Genomic DNA, 25690 nt, shown 5'->3' with positions numbered 1-25690 from the left:
GCGACACAGCAGCGACAGAGAGGGACGCGCAGGCCACAGAGCCGGCCCATGACTCAGACACAGACGGACCAGGCACGGTCCACCCAAGCGAGTGCCCGTTTCACCGTCCCGGCCAAGCACCCGATGGTGACGGTGCTGGGCTCCGGCGACTCCCTCCTCCGCGTGATCGAGAAGTCCTTCACATCGACGGACATCCACGTGCGCGGTAACGAGATCACCGCGACCGGCGAGGCGGCGGAGGTCGAACTCGTCCAGCGGCTGTTCGACGAGATGATGCTGGTGCTGCGCACCGGCCAGCCGCTGACGGAGGACGCGGTGGAACGATCGATCGCCATGCTCCGCGACGCGGAGAGCGGCGCCGAGGAGACACCCGCCGAGGTGCTCACGCAGAACATCCTGTCCAACCGCGGTCGCACGATCCGTCCCAAGACGCTCAACCAGAAGCGCTACGTGGACGCGATCGACAAGCACACCGTCGTCTTCGGTATCGGCCCGGCGGGCACCGGCAAGACCTACCTCGCCATGGCCAAGGCGGTGCAGGCCCTGCAGTCCAAGCAGGTCACCCGCATCATCCTGACCCGGCCCGCCGTTGAGGCGGGGGAGCGGCTGGGCTTCCTGCCCGGCACGCTCTACGAGAAGATCGACCCGTATCTGCGGCCGCTGTACGACGCGCTGCACGACATGCTCGACCCCGACTCGATCCCGCGCCTGATGGCCGCCGGGACGATCGAGGTCGCGCCGCTGGCGTACATGCGCGGCCGGACGCTCAACGACGCCTTCATCATCCTGGACGAGGCGCAGAACACCAATCCCGAGCAGATGAAGATGTTCCTCACCCGGCTCGGCTTCGACTCCAAGATCGTGATCACCGGCGACGTCACCCAGGTCGACCTGCCCGGCGGCACCAGGAGCGGTCTGCGCCAGGTGCAGGAGATCCTCGAGGGCGTGGAGGACGTCCACTTCTCGCGGCTCACCAGCACCGACGTCGTGCGGCACAAGCTGGTCGGCCGTATCGTCGACGCCTACCAGCGCTACGACGACAGCCACGGCACCACCGACGGCAGTGACCGAAAGTAACGGAAAGCAACAGCCACCCACATGTCGATCGACGTCAACAACGAGTCCGGCCGCGAGATCGACGAGCGGGCGATCCTCGACATCGCCCGCTACGCCCTCGCCCGGATGCGCATCCACCCGCTGTCGGAGCTGTCGGTGATCGCCGTCGACACCGACGCCATGGAGCAGCTCCACAGGCAGTGGATGGACCTCCCCGGCCCGACCGACGTGATGTCCTTCCCCATGGACGAGCTGCGCCCGCCCTCCAAGGACGGCGACGAGCCCCCGCAGGGCCTCCTGGGCGACATCGTGCTCTGCCCCGACGTCGCCGAGAAGCAGGGCGCCGACGCCCCGACGAAGCACTCCATGGACGAGGAGCTGCAGATGCTCACCGTCCACGGGGTGCTCCACCTGCTCGGCTACGACCACGAGACGCCCGGCGAGCGGACCGAGATGTTCGGCCTCCAGGCGGCGATCGTCGACGGCTGGCGCGCCGAGCGCGGCCTGGAGGGGCCCTCCCCGGCCCCAACGACGACATGAGCGCCCCGCTGATCGCCGCGGCGGTCCTGCTGGTCGGCCTCGCCTGGCTGGCCGCCTGCGCCGAGGCCGGCCTGGCCAGCACCACCAGCTACCGCGCCGAGGAGGCCGTACGCTCCGGGCGGCGCGGCGGCGCCAAGCTGGCCGCCGTCGCCGCCGACCCCACCCGGTACCTCAACCTCGCCCTGCTGCTGCGGGTGACCGCCGAGATGTCGGCCGGAGTCCTGGTCACCTACGGCTTCCTGCACACCTTCGACAGCACCTGGCAGGCGCTGGCGGCGGCCGGCGGCGCGATGGTGCTCGTCTCCTACGTCGCCGTCGGCGTCTCGCCGCGCACCATCGGCCGCCAGCACCCGCTGAACACCTCCACGGCCGCCGCGTACGTGCTGCTGCCGCTCGCCCGTGTGCTCGGCCCGCTGCCGCAGCTGCTGATCCTCTTGGGCAACGCCCTGACCCCGGGCAAGGGCTTCCGCAAGGGCCCGTTCGCCACCGAGGCCGAACTGCGGGCCATGGTGGACCTGGCCGGGCGGGAGGCGCTGATCGAGGACGAGGAGCGCCGCATGGTGCACTCGGTCTTCGAACTGGGCGACACCCTGGTGCGCGAGGTGATGGTGCCGCGCACCGAGCTGGTCTCCATCGAGCGCTTCAAGACCATCCGCCAGGCGCTCACCCTGGCCCTGCGCTCGGGCTTCTCCCGCATCCCGGTGACCGGCGAGAACGAGGACGACATCGTCGGCATCGTCTACCTCAAGGACCTCTCCCGGAAGGTCCACATCAACCGCGAGACCGAGAACGACCTGGTCTCCACGGCGATGCGGTCGGCCGTCTTCGTCCCCGACACCAAGAACGCCGGCGACCTGCTGCGCGAGATGCAGAAGGACCGCAACCACGTCGCCGTCGTGATCGACGAGTACGGCGGCACCGCCGGGATCGTCACCATCGAGGACATCCTGGAGGAGATCGTCGGAGAGATCACCGACGAGTACGACCGGGAGCTGCCGCCCGTCGAGGACCTGGGAGAGGGCCGCCACCGGGTCACCGCCCGCCTGGACCTGGGCGACCTGGGCGAGCTGTACGGCCTGGACCTGGAGGACGAGGACGTGGAGACGGTCGGCGGGCTGCTGGCCAAGCTCCTGGGCCGCGTCCCCATCGCGGGCGCCACCGCGACGGTGGAGGTGCCCGAGGGGCGCGGCGAGCGCCGCGGCGGCCACCACACCGACCACCGGGGCGAACCGGCGCTGCGCGGTCTGCGGCTGACCGCCGAGTCCCCGGCCGGCCGCCGCAACCGCATCGTCACGGTCCTGGTCGAGCCGGTCCGCGCCCCCGTGCCGGAGCCGGAGGACGAGGCGGCGGCCGGGACCGGCGGCTGACGGCCGGCGCCGACGGAGCCGAGCCGGGGCCACGGGGCGTGGTGTGCCCTTTCCCAGTCCGGGCCGCCCCTTCGCGGGGGCGAGCACATATGCTCACCCGCATGAGCGAAGCCGCCGACCTGGATCCCGAAGACCGCAAGATCGTCACCCTCGCGCGCAGCGCGCGGGCCCGCAACGCCGTGCCCGAGGGTGCGGCCGTACGCGACGAGACCGGGCGCACGTACGTGGCCGGAACCGTCGCCCTGAAGTCGCTCCGGCTGAGCGCGCTGCAGACGGCCGTCGCGATGGCGGTGGCCTCCGGGGCCAAGTCCCTGGAGGCCGCGGCCGTGGTCTCCGAGGCGCCCGCCGTGCCCTCCGCCGACCTCGCCGCCGTCCACGAGCTGGGCGGCCCGGCCACCCCGGTGCTGCTCGCCGGCCCCGACGGCGCGGTCCGCTCCACCGTCACCGCGGGCTGAACCGCCGGGCGGGCAGAGGGCGGGACGGCCGGTACTGGGGCGCTCCGCGGATCGGGGAGAATGGCCACCATGAGCGACCGTTCCCCCTCCTCCCGGCCCGAGCAGCAGGCGGAGTCCGCGCCGCACCGCGCGGGCTTCGCCTGCTTCGTCGGCCGCCCCAACGCGGGCAAGTCGACCCTCACCAACGCCCTGGTGGGAACGAAGGTCGCGATCACCTCCAACCGCCCGCAGACCACCCGCCACACCGTGCGCGGCATCGTCCACCGCCCCGACGCGCAGCTAGTCCTGGTGGACACCCCCGGTCTGCACAAGCCGCGCACCCTGCTGGGCGAGCGCCTCAACGACGTGGTGCGCACCACCTGGGCCGAGGTCGACGTGATCGGCTTCTGCCTGCCGGCCGACCAGAAGATCGGCCCCGGCGACCGCTTCATCGCGGGCGAGCTGGCGGCCATGAAGCGCACCCCGAAGGTCGCGATCGTCACCAAGACCGATCTGGTGGACTCCAGGGCACTGGCCGAGCAGCTGGTCGCCGTCGACCGGCTCGGCAAGGAACTGGGCATCGAGTGGGCCGAGATCGTCCCCGTCTCCGCCACCGCCGGCGACCAGGTGGGCCTGCTGGCCGATCTGCTCGTCCCCCTGCTGCCCGAGGGCCCGCAGCTGTACCCGGACGGCGACCTCACCGACGAGCCCGAGCAGGTCATGGTCGCCGAGCTGATCCGCGAGGCGGCGCTGGAAGGGGTGCGCGACGAGCTGCCGCACTCCATCGCCGTGGTGGTCGAGGAGATGACGCCGCGCGAGGGACGCCCGGCGGACCGGCCGCTGCTGGACGTCCACGCCAACGTCTTCATCGAGCGCCCCAGCCAGAAGGGCATCGTCATCGGCCCCAAGGGCAGCCGGCTCAAGGAGGTCGGCACCAAGTCCCGCAAGCAGATCGAGGCGCTGCTGGGCACCCCCGTCTACCTCGACCTGCACGTCAAGGTCGCCAAGGACTGGCAGCGCGACCCCAAGCAGCTGCGCAGGCTCGGTTTCTAGGCTCGGCTTCCAGGACTCGGCTTCCGCGAGCCGCGCCCCCGCCTCCCCGCCCCGGCGGGGAGGCGGGGGCCGGTCCGCATAAGCCGCGCTCACCCATGTGAGTTCTCGCATACTGATACGCGCCGCCACGCACCGTCCGCCTCGGTTACGCTGAATCGCATCATGCGTTTTGGGCTGCTTCTCCTTAGCTGCCGCGGCGAGGGCCTGTAGACATACGGCCGACCCCCTCCCCGCGGAGTTCGGTGATGCCGTCGTCGGCCCCTTCGGAAAGCGTTCGAAAAGCGCTTCGAAGCCCATCGCCCTCCACAGGAGCCCAGTCCACATGAGCAGTGATTCCTCCCGCGTAGGCCGCCCCACGCCCGTCACCGCCGCCGCGGTGACCCAGAAGCCGTCGGGCATGCCGATCCACCGCTACCGCGGCTACGAGGCCGTCGAGCTGCCCGACCGCACCTGGCCCGACAAGCGGATCACCAAGGCCCCCCGCTGGCTGTCCACCGACCTGCGCGACGGCAACCAGGCGCTGATCGACCCGATGTCGCCCGCCCGCAAGCGCGAGATGTTCGACCTGCTGGTCCGCATGGGCTACAAGGAGATCGAGGTCGGCTTCCCCTCCTCCGGCCAGACCGACTTCGACTTCGTGCGCTCCATCATCGAAGAGGGCGCCATCCCCGAGGACGTGACGATCTCGGTGCTGACCCAGGCCCGTGAGGACCTGATCGAACGCACCGTGCAGTCCCTGGCCGGCGCCCACCGGGCCACGGTCCACCTGTACAACGCCACCGCCCCGGTCTTCCGCCGCGTGGTCTTCCGCGGCTCCAGGGACGACATCCGCCAGATCGCCGTGGACGGCACCCGCCTGGTGGTCGAGTACGCCGAGAAGATCCTGGGCGACGAGACGGCCTTCGGCTACCAGTACAGCCCGGAGATCTTCACCGACACCGAGCTGGACTTCGCCCTGGAGGTCTGCGAGTCGGTGATGGACGTCTGGCAGCCCGAGGAGGGCCGCGAGATCATCCTGAACCTGCCCGCCACCGTCGAGCGCTCCACGCCCTCCACCCACGCCGACCGCTTCGAGTGGATGTCGCGGAACCTGTCGCGGCGCGAGTTCGTCTGCCTGTCCGCCCACCCGCACAACGACCGCGGCACCGCCGTGGCCGCCGCCGAGCTGGCCGTGATGGCCGGCGCGGACCGGGTGGAGGGCTGCCTGTTCGGTCAGGGCGAGCGCACCGGCAACGTGGACCTGGTCACGCTGGGGATGAACCTGTTCAGTCAGGGCATCGACCCGCAGATCGACTTCAGCCGGATCGACGAGATCCGCCGCACCGCCGAGTACTGCAACCAGATGGAGATCCACCCGCGCCACCCGTACGCGGGAGACCTGGTCTACACCGCCTTCTCCGGCTCCCACCAGGACGCCATCAAGAAGGGCTTCGAGGCCATGGAGGCCGACGCGGCCGCGGCCGGCAAGCCGGTGGAGGAGATCGAGTGGGCGGTGCCGTACCTGCCCATCGACCCCAAGGACGTGGGCCGCTCCTACGAGGCGGTCATCCGCGTCAACTCCCAGTCCGGCAAGGGCGGCGTCTCCTACGTCCTGAAGAACGACCACAAGCTGGACCTGCCGCGCCGGATGCAGATCGAGTTCTCGAAGATCATCCAGGCCAGGACCGACGCCGACGGCGGCGAGATCACCCCGGCGCAGATCTGGGAGACCTTCCGCGACGAGTACCTGCCCAACCCCGGCAACCCCTGGGGCCGCATCCAGGTCCGCAACGGCCAGACCACCACCGACACCGACGGCGTGGACACCCTCACCGTCGAGGCGGCCGTCGACGGCACCGACACCGTGCTGACCGGCAGCGGCAACGGTCCGATCTCCGCGTTCTTCGACGCGCTGGAGGGCATCGGCATCGACGCGAGGCTGCTGGACTACACCGAGCACACCATGAGCGAGGGAGCCTCCGCGCAGGCCGCCTCGTACATCGAGTGCGCCATCGACGGCAAGGTGCTGTGGGGCATCGGCATCGACCCCAACACCACCCGCGCCTCGCTGAAGGCGATCGTCTCCGCCGTCAACCGCGCCTTCCGCTGACGCGGCACCCTCCGCTGTGAGCACCGCCCGCCCCGCCGGACGCCCGTCCGGCGGGGCGGGCCTTCTCCGCGGGAGCTCACCGCGACGGCGGCCCGCGACCGGTTTGCCGGGGCCCGGGGTCTCCCCGGCTCCCCATGCTTTCGCAAAGGTTTCCGCCCGGCGCGGGGGCGCCGCGCAACCCTGTCCGACCTGCGCGTACGTCCTTCGGCCCGGCCCGCAAGGGCCACAGGGGGAAGGGATGGGTGCCTTCCGGGGTACTGACGGCACCTCATCGATGTGGTTAACATCACGCCCACGCGGCAATGGCGCAGGAGCGTGACGGAGGTACGGCAGTGGTGCACCCCCGGGGCCGGGACGGCCGGAGACTGCGGCTGGCGGGCGTCCGCACGGCCTGGCACACGGTCGACGACGGCGAGTTCTTCTGTCCCTCCTGCGGCGGCGACCGCAACTACAGACGCCGCACCGGGCGCCGCCGCCTGGTGGTGCTCGGGCTCCCCGTGCTGCCGCGCGGCGAGGCCGGGCCCGTGCTGGAGTGCGCGGCCTGCGAGGGCCACTTCGGCACCGACACCCTCGACCACCCCACCACCACCCGGCTGAGCGCCATGCTCCGCGACGCCGTGCACGCCGTCGCGCTGGCGGTGCTGGCGGTGGGCGGCTGCGAGGCGAGGTCGGTCCGCGAGGCGGCCGTGGAGGGGATGCGGGCCGCCGGCTTCACCGGCTGCTCCGAGGAGCAGCTGGTCGCCCTGCTCGCGGCGGTGGGCTCCGACGGGGTCACCATGGAGATAGAGCTGCACGAGGCCCTGGCCCCGCTCGCTCCGCACCTGGCCGGGCCCGGCCGCGAGAGCCTGCTGCTGCTGGGCGCCCGCATCGCGCTCGCCGACGGCCCGTACACCCCCGGTGAGCGCAGGACGCTGGGCCTGGTGGGCCGGACGCTGCGGCTGTGCGGGGAGGAGACCGACCGGCTGCTGGACGCCGCCCGCACCACCCCTTCCTGACGCTTCCCGGCCCCCGCACGCCTCCCGCCCGTGTCCCCCGGCCGGGGGAGGGGTGGGGGACAATGGGGGAATGAGTCTGTTCCGCGACGACGGCGTGGTCCTGCGCACCCAGAAGCTGGGCGAGGCCGACCGCATCATCACGCTGCTCACGCGCGGACACGGACGGGTACGGGCCGTGGCCCGGGGCGTGCGGCGCACCAAGTCGAAGTTCGGGGCGCGGCTGGAGCCGTTCTCCCACGTCGACATCCAGTTCTTCGCGCGCGGCAGCGATCTGATCGGACGCGGCCTGCCGCTGTGCACCCAGACCGAGACCATCGCGCCGTACGGGCGGAACATCGTCACCGACTACGCCCGCTACACCGCCGGGACGGCCATGCTGGAGACGGCCGAGCGGTTCACCGACCACGAGGGCGAGCCCAACGTCCAGCAGTACCTGCTGCTGATCGGCGGCCTGCGCACCCTCGCCGCCGGTGAGCACGCCCCGGCGCTGGTGCTGGACGCCTTCCTGCTGCGCTCACTGGCCGTGGGCGGTTACGCGCCCAGCTTCGAGGCGTGCGCCCAGTGCGGGCTGCCCGGACCCAACCGCTTCTTCTCCGTCGCCGCCGGCGGGGTGGTGTGCGCCGACTGCCGCAGGCCGGGCAGCGTCGTGCCGTCCCCCGAGGCGCTGCGGCTGCTGGGCGCGCTGCTGACGGGCGACTGGGCGACGGCCGACGCGGCCGAGGCCCGGCATGTGCGCGAGGGCAGCGGGCTGGTGTCGGCGTATCTGCACTGGCACCTGGAGCGGGGTCTGCGCTCCCTGCGCTACGTCGAGAAGACCTGAGGGAGCCGACCGGCTACGCTCCCGGTAACCCTTCCCCGTCCTCACCCAGGCGCGGCCTTCCCGGGCCCCGCCCGACTGGAGATGAACCGCATGGCACGGCGCGGAATGCTGTCCCGGCAGCGTCGCGAGTACCTCACCCCCGAACCGCATCCCTCCGGCGCGCGTCCGCCGCGCATCCCCGCCGACCTGGTGCCCAGGCATGTGGCGGTCGTGATGGACGGCAACGGGCGCTGGGCCAAGCAGCGCGGGCTGCCGCGCACCGAGGGGCACAAGGTCGGCGAGGGCGTCGTGATGGACGTGCTCAAGGGCTGTCTGGAGATGGGCGTGAAGAACCTCTCCCTGTACGCCTTCTCCACCGAGAACTGGAAGCGGTCCCCCGAGGAGGTCCGCTTCCTGATGAATTTCAACCGCGACGTCATCCGCCGCCGCCGCGACGAGATGGACGCGCTCGGCATCCGCATCCGCTGGGTCGGCCGGATGCCCAAGCTGTGGAAGTCGGTCGTCCAGGAGCTCCAGGTGGCGCAGGAGCAGACGAAGGACAACGACGCCATGACGCTGTACTTCTGCGTCAACTACGGCGGCCGGGCCGAGATCGCCGACGCGGCGGCGGCCATCGCGGCGGACGTGCGGGCCGGGCGGCTGGACCCGTCGAAGGTGAACGAGAAGACGGTCGCGAAGTACCTGTACTACCCGGACATGCCGGACGTGGACCTCTTCGTGCGGCCCTCGGGCGAGCAGCGCACCTCCAACTACCTGATATGGCAGAGCGCGTACGCCGAGATGGTCTTCCAGGACGTGCTGTGGCCGGACTTCGACCGCCGCAACCTGTGGGACGCGTGCCTGGAGTACGCCCGCCGCGACCGCCGCTTCGGCGGCGCGGAGCCCGTCGCGCCCGCCGCGTCGCAGGCCGCGCCCGCGCGGTCGGAGGGGACCGTACCGCCGCAGGCCTGACGCCGCCGGTCCGGACGTGCGGAGCCCGGACGCGCGGCGCGGCCCTGACGCTCCCGGCGGGAGCGTCAGGGCCGCGCCGGGGTCCTCAGGCCTTGGAGCTCCGGGCGGCGGCGCACTCGCCGCAGGTGCCGAAGATCTCGATGGTGTGGGCCACGTCCACGAAACCGTGCTCCGCGGCGATGGAGTCCGCCCACTTCTCCACCGCGGGTCCCTCCACCTCCACGGCCTTGCCGCAGTTGCGGCAGACCAGGTGGTGGTGGTGGTCGTCGGTGCTGCACCGGCGGTAGACGGCCTCGCCCTCGTCGGTGCGCAGCACGTCCACCTCGCCGGCGTCGGCGAGCGACTGGAGCGTGCGGTAGACGGTGGTCAGACCGACGGAGTCGCCTCGGTGCTTGAGCATGTCGTGCAGCTCCTGGGCGCTGCGGAACTCGTCGACCTCGCCGAGCGCCGCCGCCACAGCGGCGCGCTGCCGGGTCGACCGGCCGCGTACGGGGGGACCTGCGGTCGCCACCATTGCCTCCTAGAGTCGGCGCTACCTCGCGTAGCTGATCGGCCATTGTGCCAGGTGTGCCGTGCGCCGCCGGGCGCACTCCGCACCGGCGGTGTCATCGGCCGCGCCGGCCGCCGACGACCATCGGTCACCGCACGACCGTAACGCCTTCGGCCGCCTGCCGGCCCTCCCCCTCCCGGTCTCCCGCCCGCTCGTCCGGTCCGGTCCCCTCCTCGTCCCGCGCCCGCGCCCTCAGCCGTGCGCGGTTCAGCAGCGGGGCCGCCGCGGACAGGAGGGCGAACAGCGCGATGGCCAGCAGCACGATGGTGGCGCCGGGCGGCACGTCGGCGTAGTACGAGGTGGCGGTGCCGGACACGGACACCAGCACACCCATGCCCACCGCCAGCCCCATGGTGGTCGCGAAGCCGCGCGTGACCTGCTGGGCCGCGGCCACCGGGATCACCATCAGGGCGCTCACCAGCAGCAGGCCCACCACCCGCATGGCCACGGTCACGGTGACGGCGGCGGTGACGGCCAGCAGCAGGTTGAGCAGCCGCACCGGGAGCCCGCTGACCCGGGCGAACTCCTCGTCCTGGCAGACGGCGAAGAGCTGCCGCCGCAGTCCGAAGGAGACCGCCAGGGCGAGGACCGACAGCACCACGATGGCGGTGACGTCCTCGGGCGAGACGGTCATGACCGACCCGAAGAGCGGGGAGAGGAGATCGGCCGTGGTGCCGCCCGGCGCCAGGTTGATGATCAGGACGCCGCCCGCCATGCCGCCGTAGAACAGCATGGCCAGGGCCACGTCGCCGCGCGTTCTGCCGTACCAGCGGATCAGCTCCATCGCGACCGAGCCGAGCGAGGCGACCACCACGGCCGTCCACACCGGGCTGGTGCTCAGCAGGAAGCCCAGCGCCACACCGGTGAGGGCCACGTGCCCGATCCCGTCGCCCATGATCGCCTGGCGGCGCTGGACGAGGTAGATGCCGATGGCGGGGGCCGCGACGCCGACCAGCAGCGCGGCGAGCAGCGCGCGCTGCATGAAGGCGGGCTGGAGGATCTCGATCATGTCAGCAGTCCGGTCCGGGTCGGTTCGGCCAGGGAGTCGGCGTGCGGGTGGCACGCCTGGTCGTGGAGGTGCGCGGTGCCCTCCACGCGCTCCACGCGGCCGTCGTGCAGGACGACCGTGCGGTCGATCAGCGGGGCCAGCGGGCCGAGTTCGTGCAGCACCAGCAGGACGGAGGCGCCCTCGCCGGTCTGCTCGCGCAGCGCCTCGGCCAGGACGCCCTGGCTGAGCAGGTCCACGCCGGCCAGCGGCTCGTCCATGACCAGCAGCTCGGGCTCGCCGGCCAGCGCGCGGGCTATCAGCACGCGCTGGTGCTGGCCGCCGGAGAGCGCGTTCACCGAGTCCCGCGACCGGTCGGCCAGCCCGACCAGCTCCAGGGCCCGCCGTACCGCCGCCCGGTCGCCGCGGCCCAGCGGCCCCAGCCGCCTGCGGGCCAGCCGCCCGGAGGCGACGACCTCGCGCACGGTCGCGGGCACGCCGGCCGCCGCGGTCGAGCGCTGCGGTACGTAGCCCACGCGGTGCCAGTCGCGGAAGCGGCGCAGCGGGGTGCCGAACAGCTCCAGCGCGCCGCCCGAGGTCTGCACCTGGCCCACGGCGGCCCGCACCGTCGTGGACTTGCCCGAGCCGTTCGCGCCGAGCAGGGCGACGACCTCGCCCCGCCCCACGGCCAGGTCGATGCCGCGCAGCACCGGCCGCGCCCCGAGCGAGGCGGTCACGCCCCGCAGGGACAGCACCGGGGGCGCCGCCGGTGCCGTCGCGTCTGCCGCGGCCCGCGCCGCGGCGGTGTGCTCGTCCGTCATGACCGTCCTCCTCACCGGGCGCCGAGCGCCTTCCGCAGGGCCTGGAGATTGGCCCGCATGACCTCGAAGTAGTCGTCGCCCGGGGAGGCGTCGGTGATTCCCTCGACGGGGTCGAGGACGTCGGTGCGCAGCCCGAGGTCGTCGGCGAGGGTCTTCGCGGTGCGCTCGCCGGCCGCCGCCTCGAAGAAGACCGTGTCGACGTCGTCCTCCTCGGCCACCCGGTGCAGCTGCCTCATCCTCGCGCCGCTGGGCTCGGACTCGGGGTCGAGACCGGCGACGGACTCCTCGTGGAGGCCGTAGCGGTCGGCGAGGTAACCGAAGGCCGCGTGGGCGGTGATGAAGGTGTCGGTCCTGCGGTTCTCCAGACCCTCGCGGAAGTCCGCGTCCAGGTCCCTGAGCTTCTCGGCCAGGGCGTCGGCGTTCTTCCGGTAGTCGTCGGCGTGGTCCGGGTCCGCCTCCGCCAGGGCGTCGCCGACGCCCTCGGCCACCTCGGCGTACTTCACCGGGTCGAGCCAGACGTGCGGGTCGGCGGCTCCCTCGCCGCCGTGGTCGTGGCCCTCGTGGCCCTCCTCGGCGGGCTCCTCCCCGTGGCCCTCTTCTCCGTGGCCCTCCTCGTGACCGGAGCCGTGTTCCACCGGCTCGGTGTAGGAGGTGGCCTCGGCGACGTTCTCCACTCCGGACTGCTCGATCGCCTTGTCCACGGCCGGCTGGAATCCCCTGAGGTAGACCACGAGGTCCGCCTCGCCCAGCTCGGCGGTCTGCCGCGGGCTCAGTTCCAGATCGTGCGGCTCGACGCCGGGCTCGACCAGGGAGCTGACCGAGACGTGCTCCCCGCCTATCTCCTCGGCGAGGAACTGCATCGGGTAGAACGAGGCGACGACGTCCACCCCGTCGCCCGCTCCCCCTCCCGTCCCTTCCGTCCCTCCCGAGCCGCAGGCGGTCAGGCCGAGCATGCCCAGGGCGGCGGCTCCGGCCAGTGCGGTGCGGGAGGCGGCGCGGCGGCGGGGGCGGGGTATGAGAGGGCGGCGTCGAGCGTTCATGACACTCATTTTCACCCTAGTTGGAAATGATTGTCAAATGAGATGGAGATCCCGGCAATCGACGGCGACCGGGTTTCCCGCCTCCGGCGTCCGAACCCCGAACCGATTTGATCCCGCCCCCGTCATCGCCGGTAACCTGAGGCATTCCGTCGTCTGTACCGAAGAGAGCACCGTGGCCGCCGACAAGATCGACACCATCGTCAGCCTCAGCAAGCGCCGTGGCTTCGTCTATCCCTGCAGCGAGATCTACGGGGGGCAGAGGGCCGCCTGGGACTACGGTCCGCTGGGCGTGGAGCTGAAGGAGAACATCAAGCGCCAGTGGTGGCGCCACATGGTCACCTCGCGCGACGACGTCGTCGGAATCGACTCGTCGGTCATCCTCGCCTCCGAGGTCTGGGTCGCCTCCGGCCACGTGGCCACCTTCAGCGACCCGCTGACCGAGTGCACCTCGTGCCACAAGCGGTTCCGCGCCGACCACCTCGAGGAGGCGTACGAGGCCAAGCACGGCCGCCTCCCCGCCGCCGGCCTGTCGGACGTCAACTGCCCCCACTGCGGCGTCAAGGGCCAGTTCACCGAGCCCAAGCAGTTCTCCGGCCTGCTGTCCACGCACCTCGGCCCGACCCAGGACTCCGGCTCGGTCGCCTACCTGCGTCCCGAGACCGCGCAGGGCATCTTCACCAACTTCGCCCAGGTGCAGCAGACCTCGCGCCGCAAGCCGCCGTTCGGCATCGCGCAGATGGGCAAGTCCTTCCGGAACGAGATCACTCCGGGCAACTTCATCTTCCGCACCCGCGAGTTCGAGCAGATGGAGATGGAGTTCTTCGTCAAGCCGGGCGAGGACGAGAAGTGGCACGAGTACTGGATGGAGCAGCGCTGGAACTGGTACACCGGGCTGGGCCTGCGCGAGGAGAACATGCGCTGGTACGAGCACCCGGCGGAGAAACTCTCCCACTACTCCAAGCGCACCGCCGACATCGAGTACCGCTTCCAGTTCGGCGGCGGCGAGTGGGGTGAGCTGGAGGGCGTGGCCAACCGCACCGACTACGACCTGACCTCGCACTCCAAGGCCTCCGGCCAGGACCTGTCGTACTTCGACCAGGAGGCCGGCGAGCGCTGGACGCCGTACGTCATCGAGCCCGCGGCCGGTGTCGGCCGCACGATGCTGGCCTTCATGCTGGACGCCTACACCGAGGACGAGGCGCCCAATGCCAAGGGCAAGATGGAGAAGCGCGTCGTGATGCGCCTCGACCCGCGCCTGTCGCCGGTCAAGGTCGCCGTCCTGCCGCTGTCGCGCAACCCGCAGCTCTCCCCCAAGGCCAAGGGCCTGGCGGACACGCTGCGCAAGCACTGGAACATCGAGTTCGACGACGCCGGCGCCATCGGCCGCCGCTACCGCCGCCAGGACGAGATCGGCACGCCGTTCTGCGTCACCGTCGACTTCGACACCCTCGACGACAACGCCGTGACGGTGCGCGAGCGCGACACCATGAAGCAGGAGCGCGTCTCGCTCGACCAGATCGAGTCCTACCTCGCGGCCCGGCTGATCGGCTGCTGAACCCGCCGTGCGCGCGGCGCACGCGGTTTGTGTACGGAGGCCTCCGGACCCGGTGCGGGTGCGGGGGTCTCCGGCCGTTTCCGGGGCCCGCACCGGGGCCGGAAAGCGGGGCGGCCCTGCCGCCGCCCCGCTCGCTTCCCGCTTGCCGGGATCCGGAAACCGGCCGCCGCCGAACACTGCCCCACTCGGCTCTGGCGCCGCCGCGCGCCGCCTTCCAGAATCGGCCGGGCACACACGGGTGGGATCCGGAGGGCGAAAAAAGGGGGGACGAATGCTGACGACGGGCACGGTGACCACGGGCACGGTCAGCGGTTACGGACAGGACGGGCGCATCCACGAGGTGAGGATCACCCGTGAGCTGTGCCTGCGCCGTGGTACGGGGGGCCGCGGCACGGGGGAGGGACGCCATCTGGTCTGCGGTACCTGCGACCGCCGCTTCACGGCCCGCGGCCTCGCACGTGCCGAGGCCGCGCACCATCTGGCCGAGCACGGCGCGCGGTCCGGCGGCGGGCAGCGGCTGAGCCCCGCGCCCTGGATCCTCGGGCTGATCGGGCTGGCCGGCTTCCTCGCGGTCTTCACCCCCGCCTTCCTGGGGCACTGACCCCGCCGGGGGACGGGGGCGGCGCGGGGAAGCGGTCCGGATGGGGGACGGATGGGGGACAATGGATGATCGCCCCCACCACCGAGCGACGACGAGGATGCCCGCCCCCATGTCACAGCAGCTCTCCATCGGCCCGCACACGGTCCGGCCGCCCGTGGTCCTCGCGCCGATGGCCGGGATCACCAACGCGCCGTTCCGGACGCTGTGCCGCGAGTACAGCGGTGGCCGGGGGCTGTTCGTCAGCGAGATGATCACCACCCGGGCACTGGTCGAGCGGGACGCCAAGACCATGCGGCTCGTCCACTTCGCCGAGACCGAGAAGCCGCGCTCCATCCAGCTCTACGGCGTGGACCCGGCGACCGTCGGCAAGGCCGTCCGCATGATCGCCGACGAGGACATGGCCGACCACATCGACCTCAACTTCGGCTGCCCGGTGCCCAAGGTGACCCGCAAGGGCGGCGGCTCGGCGCTGCCGTACAAGCGGAACCTGCTGCGGGCCATCCTGCGCGAGGCCGTCACCGGCGCCGGCGGGCTGCCGGTGACCATGAAGATGCGCAAGGGCATCGACGACGACCACCTCACCTATCTGGACGCCGGGCGCATCGCCGTGGAGGAGGGCGTCACCGCCGTCGCCCTGCACGGCCGCACCGCCGCCCAGCACTACGGCGGCACCGCCGACTGGGACGCCATCGCAGCCCTGAAGGAGGCCGTGCCCGAGATCCCGGTACTGGGCAACGGCGACATCTGGTCGGCCGACGACGCGGTGCGGATGATGCGCGAGACCGGCTGCGACGGCGTCGTGGTCGGACGCGGCTGCCTGGGCCGGCCGTGGCTCTTCGGCGATCTGGTGGCCGCCTGCGAGGGCCGGCCGGAGCGGGCCGAGCCCACCTTGGGCGAGGTCGCCGCGGTGATGCTGCGACACGCCCGGTTGCTGGGGGAGTGGCTGGAGGACGAGTCACGCGGGGTGATCGACTTCCGCAAGCACGTCGCCTGGTACACCAAGGGCTTCCCGGTCGGCTCCGAGCTGCGCCGGAAGCTGGCCGTCGCGTCCTCGCTCGCCGAGCTGGAGGACCTGCTGGGCGAACTCGACCCGGACCGGCCGTGGCCCAAGGGCGCGGACGGCCCGCGCGGGCGCACCTCCGGACGCAACCGGGTGGCCCTGCCCGACGGCTGGCTGGACGACCCGTACGACCGCACGGGCGCCGCGGCCGAGGCCGAGCTGGACACCTCCGGCGGCTGAACGGCCCTCAGGACGCCCCGGGACGGCTCAGGACGCCCGGGGCCCCCGGGACGCACCGGGGGGAGCCCGCTCAGCCCGTCGTGCCGCTGCGCACCAGCGCCCCGACGCGCATCCCGGTGCGCACCGCCGCGCGGTCCGCGGACCGGTCGGCGCTGCGGGAGAGCAGGTCCAGGGCGAGGGCCGCCGTCCAGCTGAACTCCCGGGCGCCCCGGCCCGCTCCGGTGTGCGGGTCGACGTACTCGGCGAAGCCGGAGGCGGCGGCCGACGCCAGCACAGCGGCGCGCAGCGAGTCGGCCCGGTTGGTGTGCCCGTACTGCCTCAGGCCCCGCTCCACCAGCCAGTTGACGTTGAACCAGGCCGGTCCCCGCCAGTAGCGGCACGAGTCGAAGGCGTGTCCCTTCAGGTCGTAGCTGGGCACCAGGCGGACGGTGTCGCCCAGCCCGAAGTGCTCGCCGCCGACGGTGCGCAGCAGTGTGCGGACGATGCGCTGCGGCAGGCCGGGGACGATCAGCGGCACCAGCCCGGCGGCGCTGCGCTCCCGGATCGGCTCGCCGCGGTGCCCGGCGCGTACGTCGCGGCACAGGAACATGCCGCTGTGCTCGTCCCACAGGCGTTTCACCAGGGCGTCGGTCAGCCGCGCGGCCCGCCCGCGGTGCCCGCCGGGGTCGTCCTTCGGGCCTTCCGCCCCGACCTCGGCGGCGATCTGCGCCAGGGCGTGCTCGGAGGCGATCAGCAGGGCGTTGACGCCGGGGTCCTCCACCGCGAACGAGTGGGGGGCGTCGGCGTCCCGGTAGCCGTGGTCGCGGTAGTCGGCGGCCAGCCGCACGTACCGGCCGTAGTCCAGGTCGGTGGGGCGGTCGGCGGCCGAGCCGTGGTCGAGGTCGCAGCGGCGGAAGGAGCAGAGGTCGGCCGGCTCCACCCGGGACAGGGGGGCGTCCCAGGCCGGGCTGTTGTCCATGCCCGGCTCCCACGGGTGGACGGCCGACACCAGTCCGTGCCCGCCCAGGTCGCGGTGGGCGGTCAGATAGCGGTGCCAGGCGACCAGCCGGGGGTAGAGGCGTCTGAGGAAGCCGCGCCGCCGCGAGGTCGCCGGGTCGGCGCGGTGCACCAGCCAGACGGCGAGCGCGTGGACGGGCGGCTGCACGATTCCCGAGGTCTCCACGTGCCCGGGCGCCCCGGCTCCGGCTCCGGCGGCCGAGGAGCGCCAGAAGTCCGGGCTGGGGAAGTACGCGCCGAGCGGGACGGACGGATTGAAGACGATGTGCGGGACGCGGCCGTCGCCCCACTGGGCGGCCATCAGCGTCTCCAGCTCGCGCTGGGCGCGCGGCGCCGACAGATGGCGCAGACCGATCGCGACGAACGCCGAGTCCCAGCTCCACTGGTGCGGGTACAGGCTGCGGGAGGGAACGGTCGAGGCGCCCGTCCAGTTGCGCAGCAGCACCTGGCGCGCGGCCTGACGCAGCTCGGCCGCGGTGACGCCGACGGGCGGCCGCTGGGCGGGGATGAACGGCCGGGCTGTGGTGAGGGGGATCGGGACGGGCTTCATCGGACCGCCGCACCCGTGCCGGAGCGGTCGGTGGAGCATGCCGCGCACGGCCGTGGTCCCCCGGCCCCGGGGACGGGCGTGCATATGGGGGTGTCGGTGGACTGGGCGACGCGCTCCACGAGAACTCCGGTGTCTGTACGACTCCTAGGTTACGCCTCCATAAGCCTAGGGTTCTGTCTTGCGAAAAGGCAGAAGTGATGCTGTGAGACCCGACACAGGAGGGTGCGGGAGGAAGCGCGGGGGTGCGCACGGCCGGCGGGTGGACGGGGGCTGAGCAGGGCGTTCGGCAGGGGCGGGACGGCGGCGTCCGGAAGGGGCGGAGAAGATGGCCGTATGACCGGGAACCAATCCAGCGCGGGACATCTGCTGCGACTGGTCCGCAGCGGGCAGGCGACCACCCGCGGCGAACTCCAGCGCGCCACCGGACTGTCCCGATCCACCGTCGGCCACCGCCTCGACCAGCTCTTCGGGGCGGGCTGGATCCGCGACGGCGCCACCGTGCCCGTGGGCGGCCCGGCGGGCGGGCGCCCGTCGAACCGCCTGGAGTTCGACGGCTCGCACGCCGTGGTCCTCGCCGTGGACGTGGAGACCCGGCACGGGCTGGCCGCCGCGCTGGACCTCAACGGCCGGGTGCTGGCCGAGCACACCGGGCCGCTGAACATCGAGGACGGTCCGGAGAACGTGATCGACCGGGTGGCGAGGTGGTTCCCGCCGCTGCTGGAGCGGGCCGGTGCGGCGCCGGGGGACGTCTGCGGCATCGGGGTGTCGGTGCCGGGGCCGGTGGAGTGGGAGTCGGGGCAGGTGGTGCAGCCGCCGATCATGCCGGGCTGGGACCGCTACCCGGTCCCGGAGCGGATGCGGCGGGCGTATCTGCGGCACACCGGCGCGGAGGGCGAGGGCCCCGTGGTGCTGGTGGAGAACGACGCCAACCTCATGGCGTACGCCGAGCAGCGCACCGGCTGGCGTGACTGCGGCGCCTTCCTGCTGGTCAAGGTCTCCACCGGCATCGGCGCGGGGCTGGTGGTGGACGGCGAGATGTACCGCGGCATCGACGGCGGCGCGGGGGACATCGGCCACATCAGACTGCACGACCGGCCCGACGCGCTGTGCATGTGCGGCTCGTACGGCTGCCTGGCGGCGGTCGCCAGCGGCCGGGCGCTGGCGGCGCGGCTGACCGGCTCCGGCGTTCCGGCCGCCTCCGGAACCGGGGTGCGCGAACTGCTGGCGGCCGGGCAGCCCGACGCGGTGCGGCTGGCCCGGGAGGCGGGGCGCCGGGTGGGGGAGGTGCTGGTCACCGTCGTCACCGTGCTCAATCCCGGAGTGCTGATGATCGCGGGCGATCTGGCCGGCGCCCCGTTCGTCACCGGGGTGCGCGAGCTGCTCTACCAGCGGGCGATGCCCCGCAGCACCGCCCATCTGACCGTGGTCACCTCCCGGCTGGGGGAGCGGGCGGGTCTGGTGGGGGCGGGGGCGATGGTCGTGGAGTACCTGTACGCACCGGAGCGGGCCGATGCCCGGCTGGCCGCCATGGGGTTGTGAGGCGGGGCGCCGGAGGGGCCGGGCGGGGGCACGTCCATCGGGTGCTCATTCGAGCGGCGTAGCTCCCTTATGTGTCCAATGGCTGAGATGGCGGGCCCGTCAAGAGGGTGATGCTCGCCACTCTGATAAGGGTGGCGCTCATGTGAGCGTTCGAAACGGGCCTGCACTTCTCCAAGGAGTGGCACTCGGTGCCACCCCTCTTTCGTTCACCCGTCCGCCGTCGCGCTCGCTCAGGGTGACCAAAACGGGGCGCTCCCGCCACTCACCGCATCGATGACTTCGAGTGGTGAATGAACCAATCCGAACCACTTGAATCAGCCTTTACTTTCGATCCATCGGCGGATGAGCGGTTACGCCCCCATGGACTGCTGGTGGCCGTACTCGAAATCCTTCGATCTGGGTACGCTCCCCGCCGTCAGGGCAGCCTTCCCCCGGCCTCCGCCGAGGGGATCCAGCGAGGAGCGCGATTCTCTTGCCGGAAAACCAAGAGCCTCATGTAACCCAGAAGTTCGTCTACGACTTCACCGAGGGCAACAAGGACCTCAAGGACCTCCTCGGCGGCAAGGGAGCCAACCTCGCCGAGATGACCAACCTCGGTCTCCCGGTCCCTCCCGGGTTCACCATCACCACCGAGGCCTGCAAGGTCTACCTCGACTCCGGCTCCGAGCCGCCGGCCCTCCGCGACGAGGTGAGCGCCCACCTCGACGCCCTCGAGGAGAAAATGGGCAAGAAGCTGGGCCAGGCGGACGACCCCCTGCTGGTGTCCGTCCGCTCCGGCGCCAAGTTCTCCATGCCGGGGATGATGGACACCGTCCTGAACATCGGCCTGTCCGACGCCTCCGTGGCCGGACTCGCCGCCCAGTCCGGGGATGAACGTTTCGCCTGGGACTCCTACCGGCGCCTGATCCAGATGTTCGGCAAGACCGTCCTCGGCGTCGACGGCGATCTGTTCGAGGAGGCGCTGGAGGAGGCCAAGCGGGCCCGGAACGCCTCCACCGACGTCGACCTGGACGCCGGTGACCTCAAGGGCCTGGTCGAGCAGTTCAAGGACATCGTCTCGGAGCAGACCGGCCGCGACTTCCCGCAGGACCCGCGCGAGCAGATGGACCTCGCCATCCGCGCGGTCTTCGACTCCTGGAACGGCGAGCGCGCCAAGCTCTACCGCCGCCAGGAGCGCATACCCCACGACCTGGGCACGGCCGTCAACGTCTGCTCGATGGTCTTCGGCAACCTCGGCCCCGACTCCGGCACCGGCGTCGCCTTCACCCGCGACCCCGCCAGTGGCCAGCAGGGCGTCTACGGCGACTACCTCGCCAACGCCCAGGGCGAGGACGTCGTCGCCGGCATCCGCAACACCGTGCCGCTGGCCGAGCTGGAGACGATCGACAAGAAGTCCTACGACCAGCTCATGCAGATCATGGAGACCCTGGAGAACCACTACAGGGATCTGTGCGACATCGAGTTCACCATCGAGCGCGGCAAGCTGTGGATGCTCCAGACCCGGGTGGGCAAGCGCACCGCCGCCGCCGCCTTCCGCATCGCCACCCAGCTTGCCGACCAGGGCCTGATCGACGAGACCGAGGCGCTGCGCCGCGTCAACGGCGCCCAGCTCGCCCAGCTGATGTTCCCGCGCTTCGACGAGAGCCGGACCGGCGACGGCGCGGTCGAGCGGCTCGGCCGGGGCATCGCCGCCTCGCCCGGCGCCGCCGTCGGCGCGGCCGTCTTCGACTCCGCCACCGCCGTGGCCCGCGCCCGCGCCGGGGAGAAGGTCATCCTGGTGCGCCGCGAGACCAACCCCGACGACCTCGACGGCATGATCGCCGCCGAGGGCATCCTCACCTCCCGCGGCGGCAAGACCTCGCACGCCGCCGTCGTCGCCCGCGGCATGGGCAAGACCTGCGTGTGCGGCGCCGAGGAGCTCCAGGTAGACCTCAAGCGGCGCCGTATGACCGCCCCCGGCGGCCTGGTCGTCGAAGAGGGCGACGTCATCTCCATCGACGGCTCCACCGGCAGCGTCCACCGCGGCGAGGTGCCCGTCGTGCCCTCCCCGGTCGTGGAGTACTTCGAGGGCCGCACCCGGCCCGACGAGCAGGCCGGCGAACTGGTCCGCGCCGTGCACCGGATCATGACCCTGGCCGACGGCGAGCGCCGCCTGCGGGTGCGGGCCAACGCCGACAACGCCGAGGACGCCGCCCGCGCACGCCGCTTCGGCGCCCAGGGCATCGGCCTGTGCCGCACCGAGCACATGTTCCTCGGCGAGCGCCGCGAACTGGTCGAGCGCCTGGTCTTGGCCGAGACCGACGAGGAGTGCGAGGCCGCGCTGGCCGCGCTGCTGCCGCTGCAGAGGGGCGACTTCACCGAGCTGTTCGAAGCCATGGACGGCCTGCCGGTGACGGTACGGCTGCTGGACCCGCCGCTGCACGAGTTCCTGCCCGACCTCACCGAACTGTCGGTGCGGGTCGCGCTCGCCGAGGCCCGCGGCGAGACCGACGAGGGCGACCAGCGGCTGCTGCGGGCCGTCCGCCGGCTGCACGAGCAGAACCCGATGCTGGGCCTGCGCGGTGTGCGTCTGGGCCTGGTCATCCCCGGCCTGTTCACCATGCAGGTGCGGGCCATCGCCGAGGCCGCCGCCGACCGGGCCGCCGCCGGCGGCGACCCCCGTGCGGAGATCATGATCCCGCTGGTGGGCACCGTCCAGGAGCTGGAGTGCGTCCGTGAGGAGGCCGAGAAGGTCATCGCCGAGGTCCAGCAGGCCCGCGGCGTGGACCTGAAGCTGCTGATCGGCACCATGATCGAGCTGCCGCGCGCGGCGGTGACGGCCGGCCAGATCGCCGAGTGCGCCGACTTCTTCTCCTTCGGCACCAACGACCTCACCCAGACCACCTGGGGCTTCAGTCGGGACGACGTGGAGGCGAGCTTCTTCACCGCCTACCTGGAGAAGGGCATCTTCGGGGTCTCGCCGTTCGAGACCATCGACAGGGACGGCGTCGGCGCGCTGGTGCGAGGCGCGGTCGAGGCCGGCCGGGCCGCCCGACCCGACCTCAAGCTGGGCGTGTGCGGAGAGCACGGCGGCGACCCGGAGTCGGTCCACTTCTTCCACGGGATCGGCCTGGACTACGTCTCCTGCTCCCCGTTCCGCATCCCCGTCGCCCGCCTGGAGGCAGGCCGCGCGGCGGCCATGGAGAGCGGGGAGGGCAGCGACAGCCGCTGACCCGCGGATGAGGACCACCTGACACCGGGACCGTCCCGCCGGCCGACCCTCACCGGCGGGAACGGCGGTCCCGGCGCACAAAGGGAAGGGCGGCGCCTGTGCGGAGGCGCCGCCCTTCCGTGTCCGTGCCCCGGCCGGCCGCCGGGTCCGGGCGGACACGGTGGACGTACCGGGGGCAAAGTCATCAACTCCTGAACGCTCACCGGCTTTTCAAGATTGTTTCTGTCGAACATCTTGACGCTCGGTCAGGGGAAACTTACGTTGCCGGGATCTGAGAGCGCTCTCAGAGACCTCCACGCACACCCCCCACAGGAGCCGTTCATGAGATTCCGCAGACGTCCCGCCGCGCTGCTGGCGGCGGTGGCGGCCACGGCGGCCGTCGCCACCGGCCTCGGCGCCGTCGGGGCGGACACCGCCCAGGCAGCCACCGTCCCCGTCGGACAGGGCGGCTACAGCGACACCCGCCCCGCCGGGGCCGCCGGGCCGGAGAACAACGCCGGGGCGCCGGTGAAGCCCAAGGTCACCGCGGCCGTGGCGGACAAGCCGGTGCCCACCAACGACTGGTGGTCCTCCCTGGCCTTCCAGCGCTACCCCGACAACCCGTACTCCGAGAACATGTACGGCCACCCCCTCACCTACCGGGCCGTCTCCGGAGGTCTGGAGGTCGGCCACCCCGCCTCGCACGCCGTCGTGGGCGAGGGCCGCCAGTACGAGTTCACGCACAAGCGCGACCTGACCCTCGGCATCGCGGGCCTGAACTCCCCCGACGCCAGGGCGGACGGTTGGAGCGACTGGACCGTCAGCCCCCACTGGTCCGACGGCTCCCGCACCCTGCGCGCCACCATCGGCCACGGCCTGCCGTACGTGTACGCCCAGGGCAGCGGCGGCGCGGCGCGGATCTCCGCCGCGAGCACCCCGGACGTCTTCGCCGACGACGGCAACGTCCTGGGCATCACCATCGGCGGCCGGCACTACGCGCTGTTCGCCCCCACCGGCAGCGACTGGACCGTCTCGGGCACCGACGTCCGCGCGGACCTGGGCGGCAGGGACTACTTCTCGCTGGCCGTCCTGCCCAGCCGGGATGCGCTGGCCACCTTCCGCAAGTACGCCTTCAGCTTCGTCACCGGCTCCAAGGTGGCCTGGGACTACGACGAGGCCGCCGGCCGGATCAAGGCCACCTACACCCTGACCACAACGGCGAAGGAGGGCGGCGAGCGCGGCACCCTCCAGGCCCTCTACCGCCACCAGTGGCTGCACACCTCCGACGCCCTGACCGGCTGGACCTACGCCTCGCCCCGCGGTGAGATGAAGGTCCGCGAGGGCGCCTCCTTCACCACCTCCCAGAAGGTCACCGGAGTCCTGCCCGGCCTGCCCGTGCCGGACGCCGTGGACAAGGCCAGGCTGAAGGGGTACATCGAACAGGTCGCGAACGCCGCCGACCCGTTCGACGGCGCCACCGACACCTACTGGACGGGCAAGCAGCTGGGCAAGCTCGCCCAGCTGGTGCCGCTCGCCGACCAGATCGGCGAGACGGGCCTGCGCGACAAGCTGCTCGGCCTGATCAAGGGCCGGCTCCAGGAGTGGTTCACCGTCGGCGGGGCCTCGGAGTTCTCCTACGACCGTGACTGGCGCACCCTCATCGGCTATCCCGCCTCCTACGGCAGCGACAAGGAGCTCAACGACCACCACTTCCACTACTCGTACTACGTGATGGCCGCGGCGATCGTGGCCCAGTACGACCGGGCCTGGGCGGCGGACTCCGCCTGGGGCGGGATGGTGAAGACCCTGGTGAGGGACGCCGCCAACCCCAGCCGCACCGACGAGCTGTTCCCCTTCCTGCGCGGTTTCGACGTCTACGCCGGCCACAGCTGGGCCGCCGGGCACGCCGGCTTCGCCGCGGGCAACAACCAGGAGTCCTCCTCGGAGTCGGTCAACCTCAGTGCGGCCCTGGTCCTGTGGGGCTCGGCCACCGGTGACGACTCCCTGCGGGACCTGGGCGTCTACCTGCTGACCACCGAGTCCGAGGCCATCGCCCAGTACTGGTTCGACGCCGACCAGGAGGTCTACCCCGAGAACTTCGACCACGACGTGGTCGGCATGGTCTGGGGCAGCGGCGGCGCCTACTCCACCTGGTGGACGGCCAACCCCGAGGAGATCCACGGGATCAACGTCCTCCCCGTCACCGGTGGTTCGCTGCACCTGGCCCGGAACAAGGACGCCATCCGGCGCAGCATCGCCGAGATGGAGAGGGCCAACGGCGGTCCGGCCGTGGAGTGGCGCGACATCTTCTGGGAGTTCCGGGCACTGGCCGACCCCGCCGAGGGCAAGGCCGCCTGGGACGCGCAGCACAGCGGCTACGAGCCGGAGGCGGGCGAGAGCAGGGCCCACACCTACCACTGGGTCACCACCCTGGACGCGATCGGCGCCCCCGACACCTCCGTCACCGCCGACAGCCCGACCGCCGCGGTCTTCACCAAGGACGGCGCCCGCACCTACGTCGCCCACAACCACTCCGGCTCGGCGGTGACCGTGACGTTCTCCGACGGCGGGAAGCTGACAGTCCCGGCCCGCTCCACGGCCACCGGCACCGGCACGGCGGACCCCACGGACCCGGGCGACCCCGGCGACCCGCAGGATCCGCCCGCCACCGGTGACACCTTCCACCTGCGCTCCGGCGGGGCGCTGAGCACCACCGAGGCCGCCACCGCGTCGGCCGACACCATCGCCTCGGCGGGCGGCGCCAACCACGACGGCACCCCCCACAGGCCGCTGGTGTACGAGATCGGGAACGTCGACGGCTCCTACGAGTCCGGCGGCGCCACCGGCTTCCGTCTGAAGGTGGACGCGGGCACGGCCGTCGGGCTCGGCCAGCAGGCGCGGGTGTCGTACGACCTGACCGGCGACGGCACCTTCGACCGGGTGGAGACCTACCGCTACTTCGCCACCGACCCGGTGGACGGCTGGGAGGAGTACGACGCCTCCCGCGCCGGTCTGAAGTCGGCCTCGGGCACCCTGGGCGACCTGCGGGGCGGAACGATCCGCGTCGAGGTCTGGGGCGCGATCGGCGACGGCGAGGCGAAGCTCCGGGTCGGATCCGGCTCGGTGCTGACCGTCCCCTTCGGCTGACCGTCCCCTTCGGTCGGCCGGCCCCGCCGGGGAACGGACCCCGCCGTGCGCGCACCCCGCCACCCCCGGTGCGCGCACGGCGGCCCGGGTGGCGTGGCGTACGGTCGGAGGGTGGCCCCGGCCGGTGAACTCCTGGGGTCGGCAAGATAGTTGACCGCTGACCGCCTGATC

The 25690-nt window shown here is 72.2% G+C and carries 20 protein-coding genes; 15 read left to right on the top strand and 5 right to left on the bottom strand.

Annotated features, from left to right (window positions below):
- The first annotated feature begins 48 nt into the window (after positions 1-48).
- From BM237_RS09245 to BM237_RS09205, 9 genes are all read left to right on the top strand, one after another.
- The gene (locus tag BM237_RS09245; protein ID WP_093849062.1) at positions 49-1077 is read left to right on the top strand and encodes a PhoH family protein; all 1029 of its coding nucleotides are present in this window, start codon (positions 49-51) and stop codon (positions 1075-1077) included.
- Between the two features lie 21 nt (positions 1078-1098).
- Positions 1099-1596 carry an rRNA maturation RNase YbeY gene (ybeY, locus tag BM237_RS09240; RefSeq protein WP_093849061.1) on the top strand — a complete coding sequence of 166 codons (498 nt, stop codon included), beginning with the start codon at positions 1099-1101 and terminating at the stop codon, positions 1594-1596.
- Positions 1593-2963: a hemolysin family protein gene (locus BM237_RS09235; protein WP_093849060.1), complete on the top strand. Its 1371-nt coding sequence runs from the start codon at positions 1593-1595 to the stop codon at positions 2961-2963. The genes ybeY and BM237_RS09235 overlap by 4 nt, the downstream gene beginning before the upstream one ends.
- 89 nt (positions 2964-3052) lie before the next feature.
- Positions 3053-3418 (top strand): cytidine/deoxycytidylate deaminase family protein, encoded by a 366-nt coding sequence (locus BM237_RS09230; RefSeq protein WP_093654565.1) that lies wholly within the window; start codon positions 3053-3055, stop codon positions 3416-3418.
- A gap of 60 nt (positions 3419-3478) precedes the next feature.
- The gene (era, locus tag BM237_RS09225; RefSeq protein ID WP_093849059.1) at positions 3479-4450 is read left to right on the top strand and encodes a GTPase Era; all 972 of its coding nucleotides are present in this window, start codon (positions 3479-3481) and stop codon (positions 4448-4450) included.
- A 322-nt stretch (positions 4451-4772) separates the two neighbouring features.
- The gene (leuA, locus tag BM237_RS09220) at positions 4773-6539 is read left to right on the top strand and encodes a 2-isopropylmalate synthase (protein ID WP_093849058.1); all 1767 of its coding nucleotides are present in this window, start codon (positions 4773-4775) and stop codon (positions 6537-6539) included.
- 302 nt (positions 6540-6841) lie between these two features.
- Entirely contained in the window at positions 6842-7534 is a 693-nt protein-coding gene (locus BM237_RS09215) for a tellurite resistance TerB family protein (RefSeq protein WP_107415214.1), read from the top strand.
- A 70-nt stretch (positions 7535-7604) separates the two neighbouring features.
- Positions 7605-8354, top strand: coding sequence for a DNA repair protein RecO (recO, locus tag BM237_RS09210; protein ID WP_093849056.1), 750 nt, complete (start codon positions 7605-7607; stop codon positions 8352-8354).
- A 90-nt stretch (positions 8355-8444) separates the two neighbouring features.
- A complete protein-coding gene (locus tag BM237_RS09205) occupies positions 8445-9305 on the top strand; it encodes an isoprenyl transferase (RefSeq protein ID WP_093849055.1) in 861 nt (286 codons plus the stop codon).
- 85 nt (positions 9306-9390) lie between these two features.
- Here BM237_RS09205 and BM237_RS09200 read toward each other — a convergent pair whose 3' ends face one another.
- The 4 genes from BM237_RS09200 to BM237_RS09185 all read right to left on the bottom strand — a co-directional run bounded on the left by BM237_RS09200 (position 9391) and on the right by BM237_RS09185 (position 12710).
- Positions 9391-9816 (bottom strand): Fur family transcriptional regulator, encoded by a 426-nt coding sequence (locus tag BM237_RS09200; protein ID WP_093849227.1) that lies wholly within the window; start codon positions 9814-9816, stop codon positions 9391-9393.
- 127 nt (positions 9817-9943) lie between these two features.
- Positions 9944-10864 (bottom strand): metal ABC transporter permease, encoded by a 921-nt coding sequence (locus tag BM237_RS09195; protein ID WP_093849054.1) that lies wholly within the window; start codon positions 10862-10864, stop codon positions 9944-9946.
- Complete coding sequence (locus tag BM237_RS09190) at positions 10861-11661, bottom strand: metal ABC transporter ATP-binding protein (RefSeq protein ID WP_093849053.1); 801 nt, start codon at positions 11659-11661, stop codon at positions 10861-10863. Before BM237_RS09190 ends, BM237_RS09195 begins: the two co-directional genes overlap by 4 nt.
- Positions 11662-11672: 11 nt before the next feature.
- Entirely contained in the window at positions 11673-12710 is a 1038-nt protein-coding gene (locus BM237_RS09185; protein ID WP_093849052.1) for a metal ABC transporter substrate-binding protein, read from the bottom strand.
- 163 nt (positions 12711-12873) lie between these two features.
- Between BM237_RS09185 and BM237_RS09180 the strand changes: the two genes are divergently transcribed.
- The 3 genes from BM237_RS09180 (at position 12874) to dusB (ending at position 16097) form a co-directional block, all read left to right on the top strand.
- Positions 12874-14256, top strand: coding sequence for a glycine--tRNA ligase (locus BM237_RS09180; RefSeq protein ID WP_093849051.1), 1383 nt, complete (start codon positions 12874-12876; stop codon positions 14254-14256).
- A 271-nt stretch (positions 14257-14527) separates the two neighbouring features.
- On the top strand, positions 14528-14857 hold the full coding sequence (locus BM237_RS09175; protein ID WP_093849050.1) for a hypothetical protein: 330 nt from the start codon (positions 14528-14530) through the stop codon (positions 14855-14857).
- A gap of 97 nt (positions 14858-14954) precedes the next feature.
- Positions 14955-16097, top strand: coding sequence for a tRNA dihydrouridine synthase DusB (dusB, locus tag BM237_RS09170; protein ID WP_425443674.1), 1143 nt, complete (start codon positions 14955-14957; stop codon positions 16095-16097).
- A gap of 70 nt (positions 16098-16167) precedes the next feature.
- Here dusB and BM237_RS09165 read toward each other — a convergent pair whose 3' ends face one another.
- Complete coding sequence (locus BM237_RS09165) at positions 16168-17643, bottom strand: MGH1-like glycoside hydrolase domain-containing protein (RefSeq protein WP_107415219.1); 1476 nt, start codon at positions 17641-17643, stop codon at positions 16168-16170.
- A gap of 333 nt (positions 17644-17976) precedes the next feature.
- On the opposite strand from BM237_RS09165, the gene BM237_RS09160 reads away from it, so the two are divergent.
- The 3 genes from BM237_RS09160 (at position 17977) to BM237_RS09150 (ending at position 25519) form a co-directional block, all read left to right on the top strand.
- Positions 17977-19182: an ROK family transcriptional regulator gene (locus BM237_RS09160; RefSeq protein ID WP_093849048.1), complete on the top strand. Its 1206-nt coding sequence runs from the start codon at positions 17977-17979 to the stop codon at positions 19180-19182.
- A 472-nt stretch (positions 19183-19654) separates the two neighbouring features.
- Positions 19655-22393: a pyruvate, phosphate dikinase gene (ppdK, locus tag BM237_RS09155; RefSeq protein WP_093849047.1), complete on the top strand. Its 2739-nt coding sequence runs from the start codon at positions 19655-19657 to the stop codon at positions 22391-22393.
- 321 nt (positions 22394-22714) lie between these two features.
- Positions 22715-25519 (top strand): glycosyl hydrolase, encoded by a 2805-nt coding sequence (locus BM237_RS09150; protein WP_093849046.1) that lies wholly within the window; start codon positions 22715-22717, stop codon positions 25517-25519.
- The last annotated feature ends 171 nt before the right edge of the window (positions 25520-25690 follow it).

This window comes from Streptomyces mangrovi (assembly GCF_900114215.1).
In the GTDB taxonomy this organism is placed as follows: domain Bacteria; phylum Actinomycetota; class Actinomycetes; order Streptomycetales; family Streptomycetaceae; genus Streptomyces; species Streptomyces barkulensis.
This window is presented reverse-complemented; position numbering and strand designations above follow the sequence as displayed.

Bases quoted from the DNA above. Each gene is read 5' to 3' on its own strand.
- BM237_RS09245 (WP_093849062.1), top strand. From the start codon at position 49: ATGACTCAGACACAGACGGACCAGGCACGGTCCACCCAAGCGAGTGCC.
- ybeY (WP_093849061.1), top strand. From the start codon at position 1,099: ATGTCGATCGACGTCAACAACGAGTCCGGCCGCGAGATCGACGAGCGG.
- BM237_RS09235 (WP_093849060.1), top strand. From the start codon at position 1,593: ATGAGCGCCCCGCTGATCGCCGCGGCGGTCCTGCTGGTCGGCCTCGCC.
- BM237_RS09230 (WP_093654565.1), top strand. From the start codon at position 3,053: ATGCTCACCCGCATGAGCGAAGCCGCCGACCTGGATCCCGAAGACCGC.
- era (WP_093849059.1), top strand. From the start codon at position 3,479: ATGGCCACCATGAGCGACCGTTCCCCCTCCTCCCGGCCCGAGCAGCAG.
- leuA (WP_093849058.1), top strand. From the start codon at position 4,773: ATGAGCAGTGATTCCTCCCGCGTAGGCCGCCCCACGCCCGTCACCGCC.
- BM237_RS09215 (WP_107415214.1), top strand. From the start codon at position 6,842: ATGGCGCAGGAGCGTGACGGAGGTACGGCAGTGGTGCACCCCCGGGGC.
- recO (WP_093849056.1), top strand. From the start codon at position 7,605: ATGAGTCTGTTCCGCGACGACGGCGTGGTCCTGCGCACCCAGAAGCTG.
- BM237_RS09205 (WP_093849055.1), top strand. From the start codon at position 8,445: ATGGCACGGCGCGGAATGCTGTCCCGGCAGCGTCGCGAGTACCTCACC.
- BM237_RS09195 (WP_093849054.1), bottom strand. From the start codon at position 10,864: ATGATCGAGATCCTCCAGCCCGCCTTCATGCAGCGCGCGCTGCTCGCC.
- BM237_RS09190 (WP_093849053.1), bottom strand. From the start codon at position 11,661: ATGACGGACGAGCACACCGCCGCGGCGCGGGCCGCGGCAGACGCGACG.
- BM237_RS09185 (WP_093849052.1), bottom strand. From the start codon at position 12,710: ATGAGTGTCATGAACGCTCGACGCCGCCCTCTCATACCCCGCCCCCGC.
- BM237_RS09175 (WP_093849050.1), top strand. From the start codon at position 14,528: ATGCTGACGACGGGCACGGTGACCACGGGCACGGTCAGCGGTTACGGA.
- dusB (WP_425443674.1), top strand. From the start codon at position 14,955: ATGCCCGCCCCCATGTCACAGCAGCTCTCCATCGGCCCGCACACGGTC.
- BM237_RS09165 (WP_107415219.1), bottom strand. From the start codon at position 17,643: ATGAAGCCCGTCCCGATCCCCCTCACCACAGCCCGGCCGTTCATCCCC.
- BM237_RS09160 (WP_093849048.1), top strand. From the start codon at position 17,977: ATGACCGGGAACCAATCCAGCGCGGGACATCTGCTGCGACTGGTCCGC.
- BM237_RS09150 (WP_093849046.1), top strand. From the start codon at position 22,715: ATGAGATTCCGCAGACGTCCCGCCGCGCTGCTGGCGGCGGTGGCGGCC.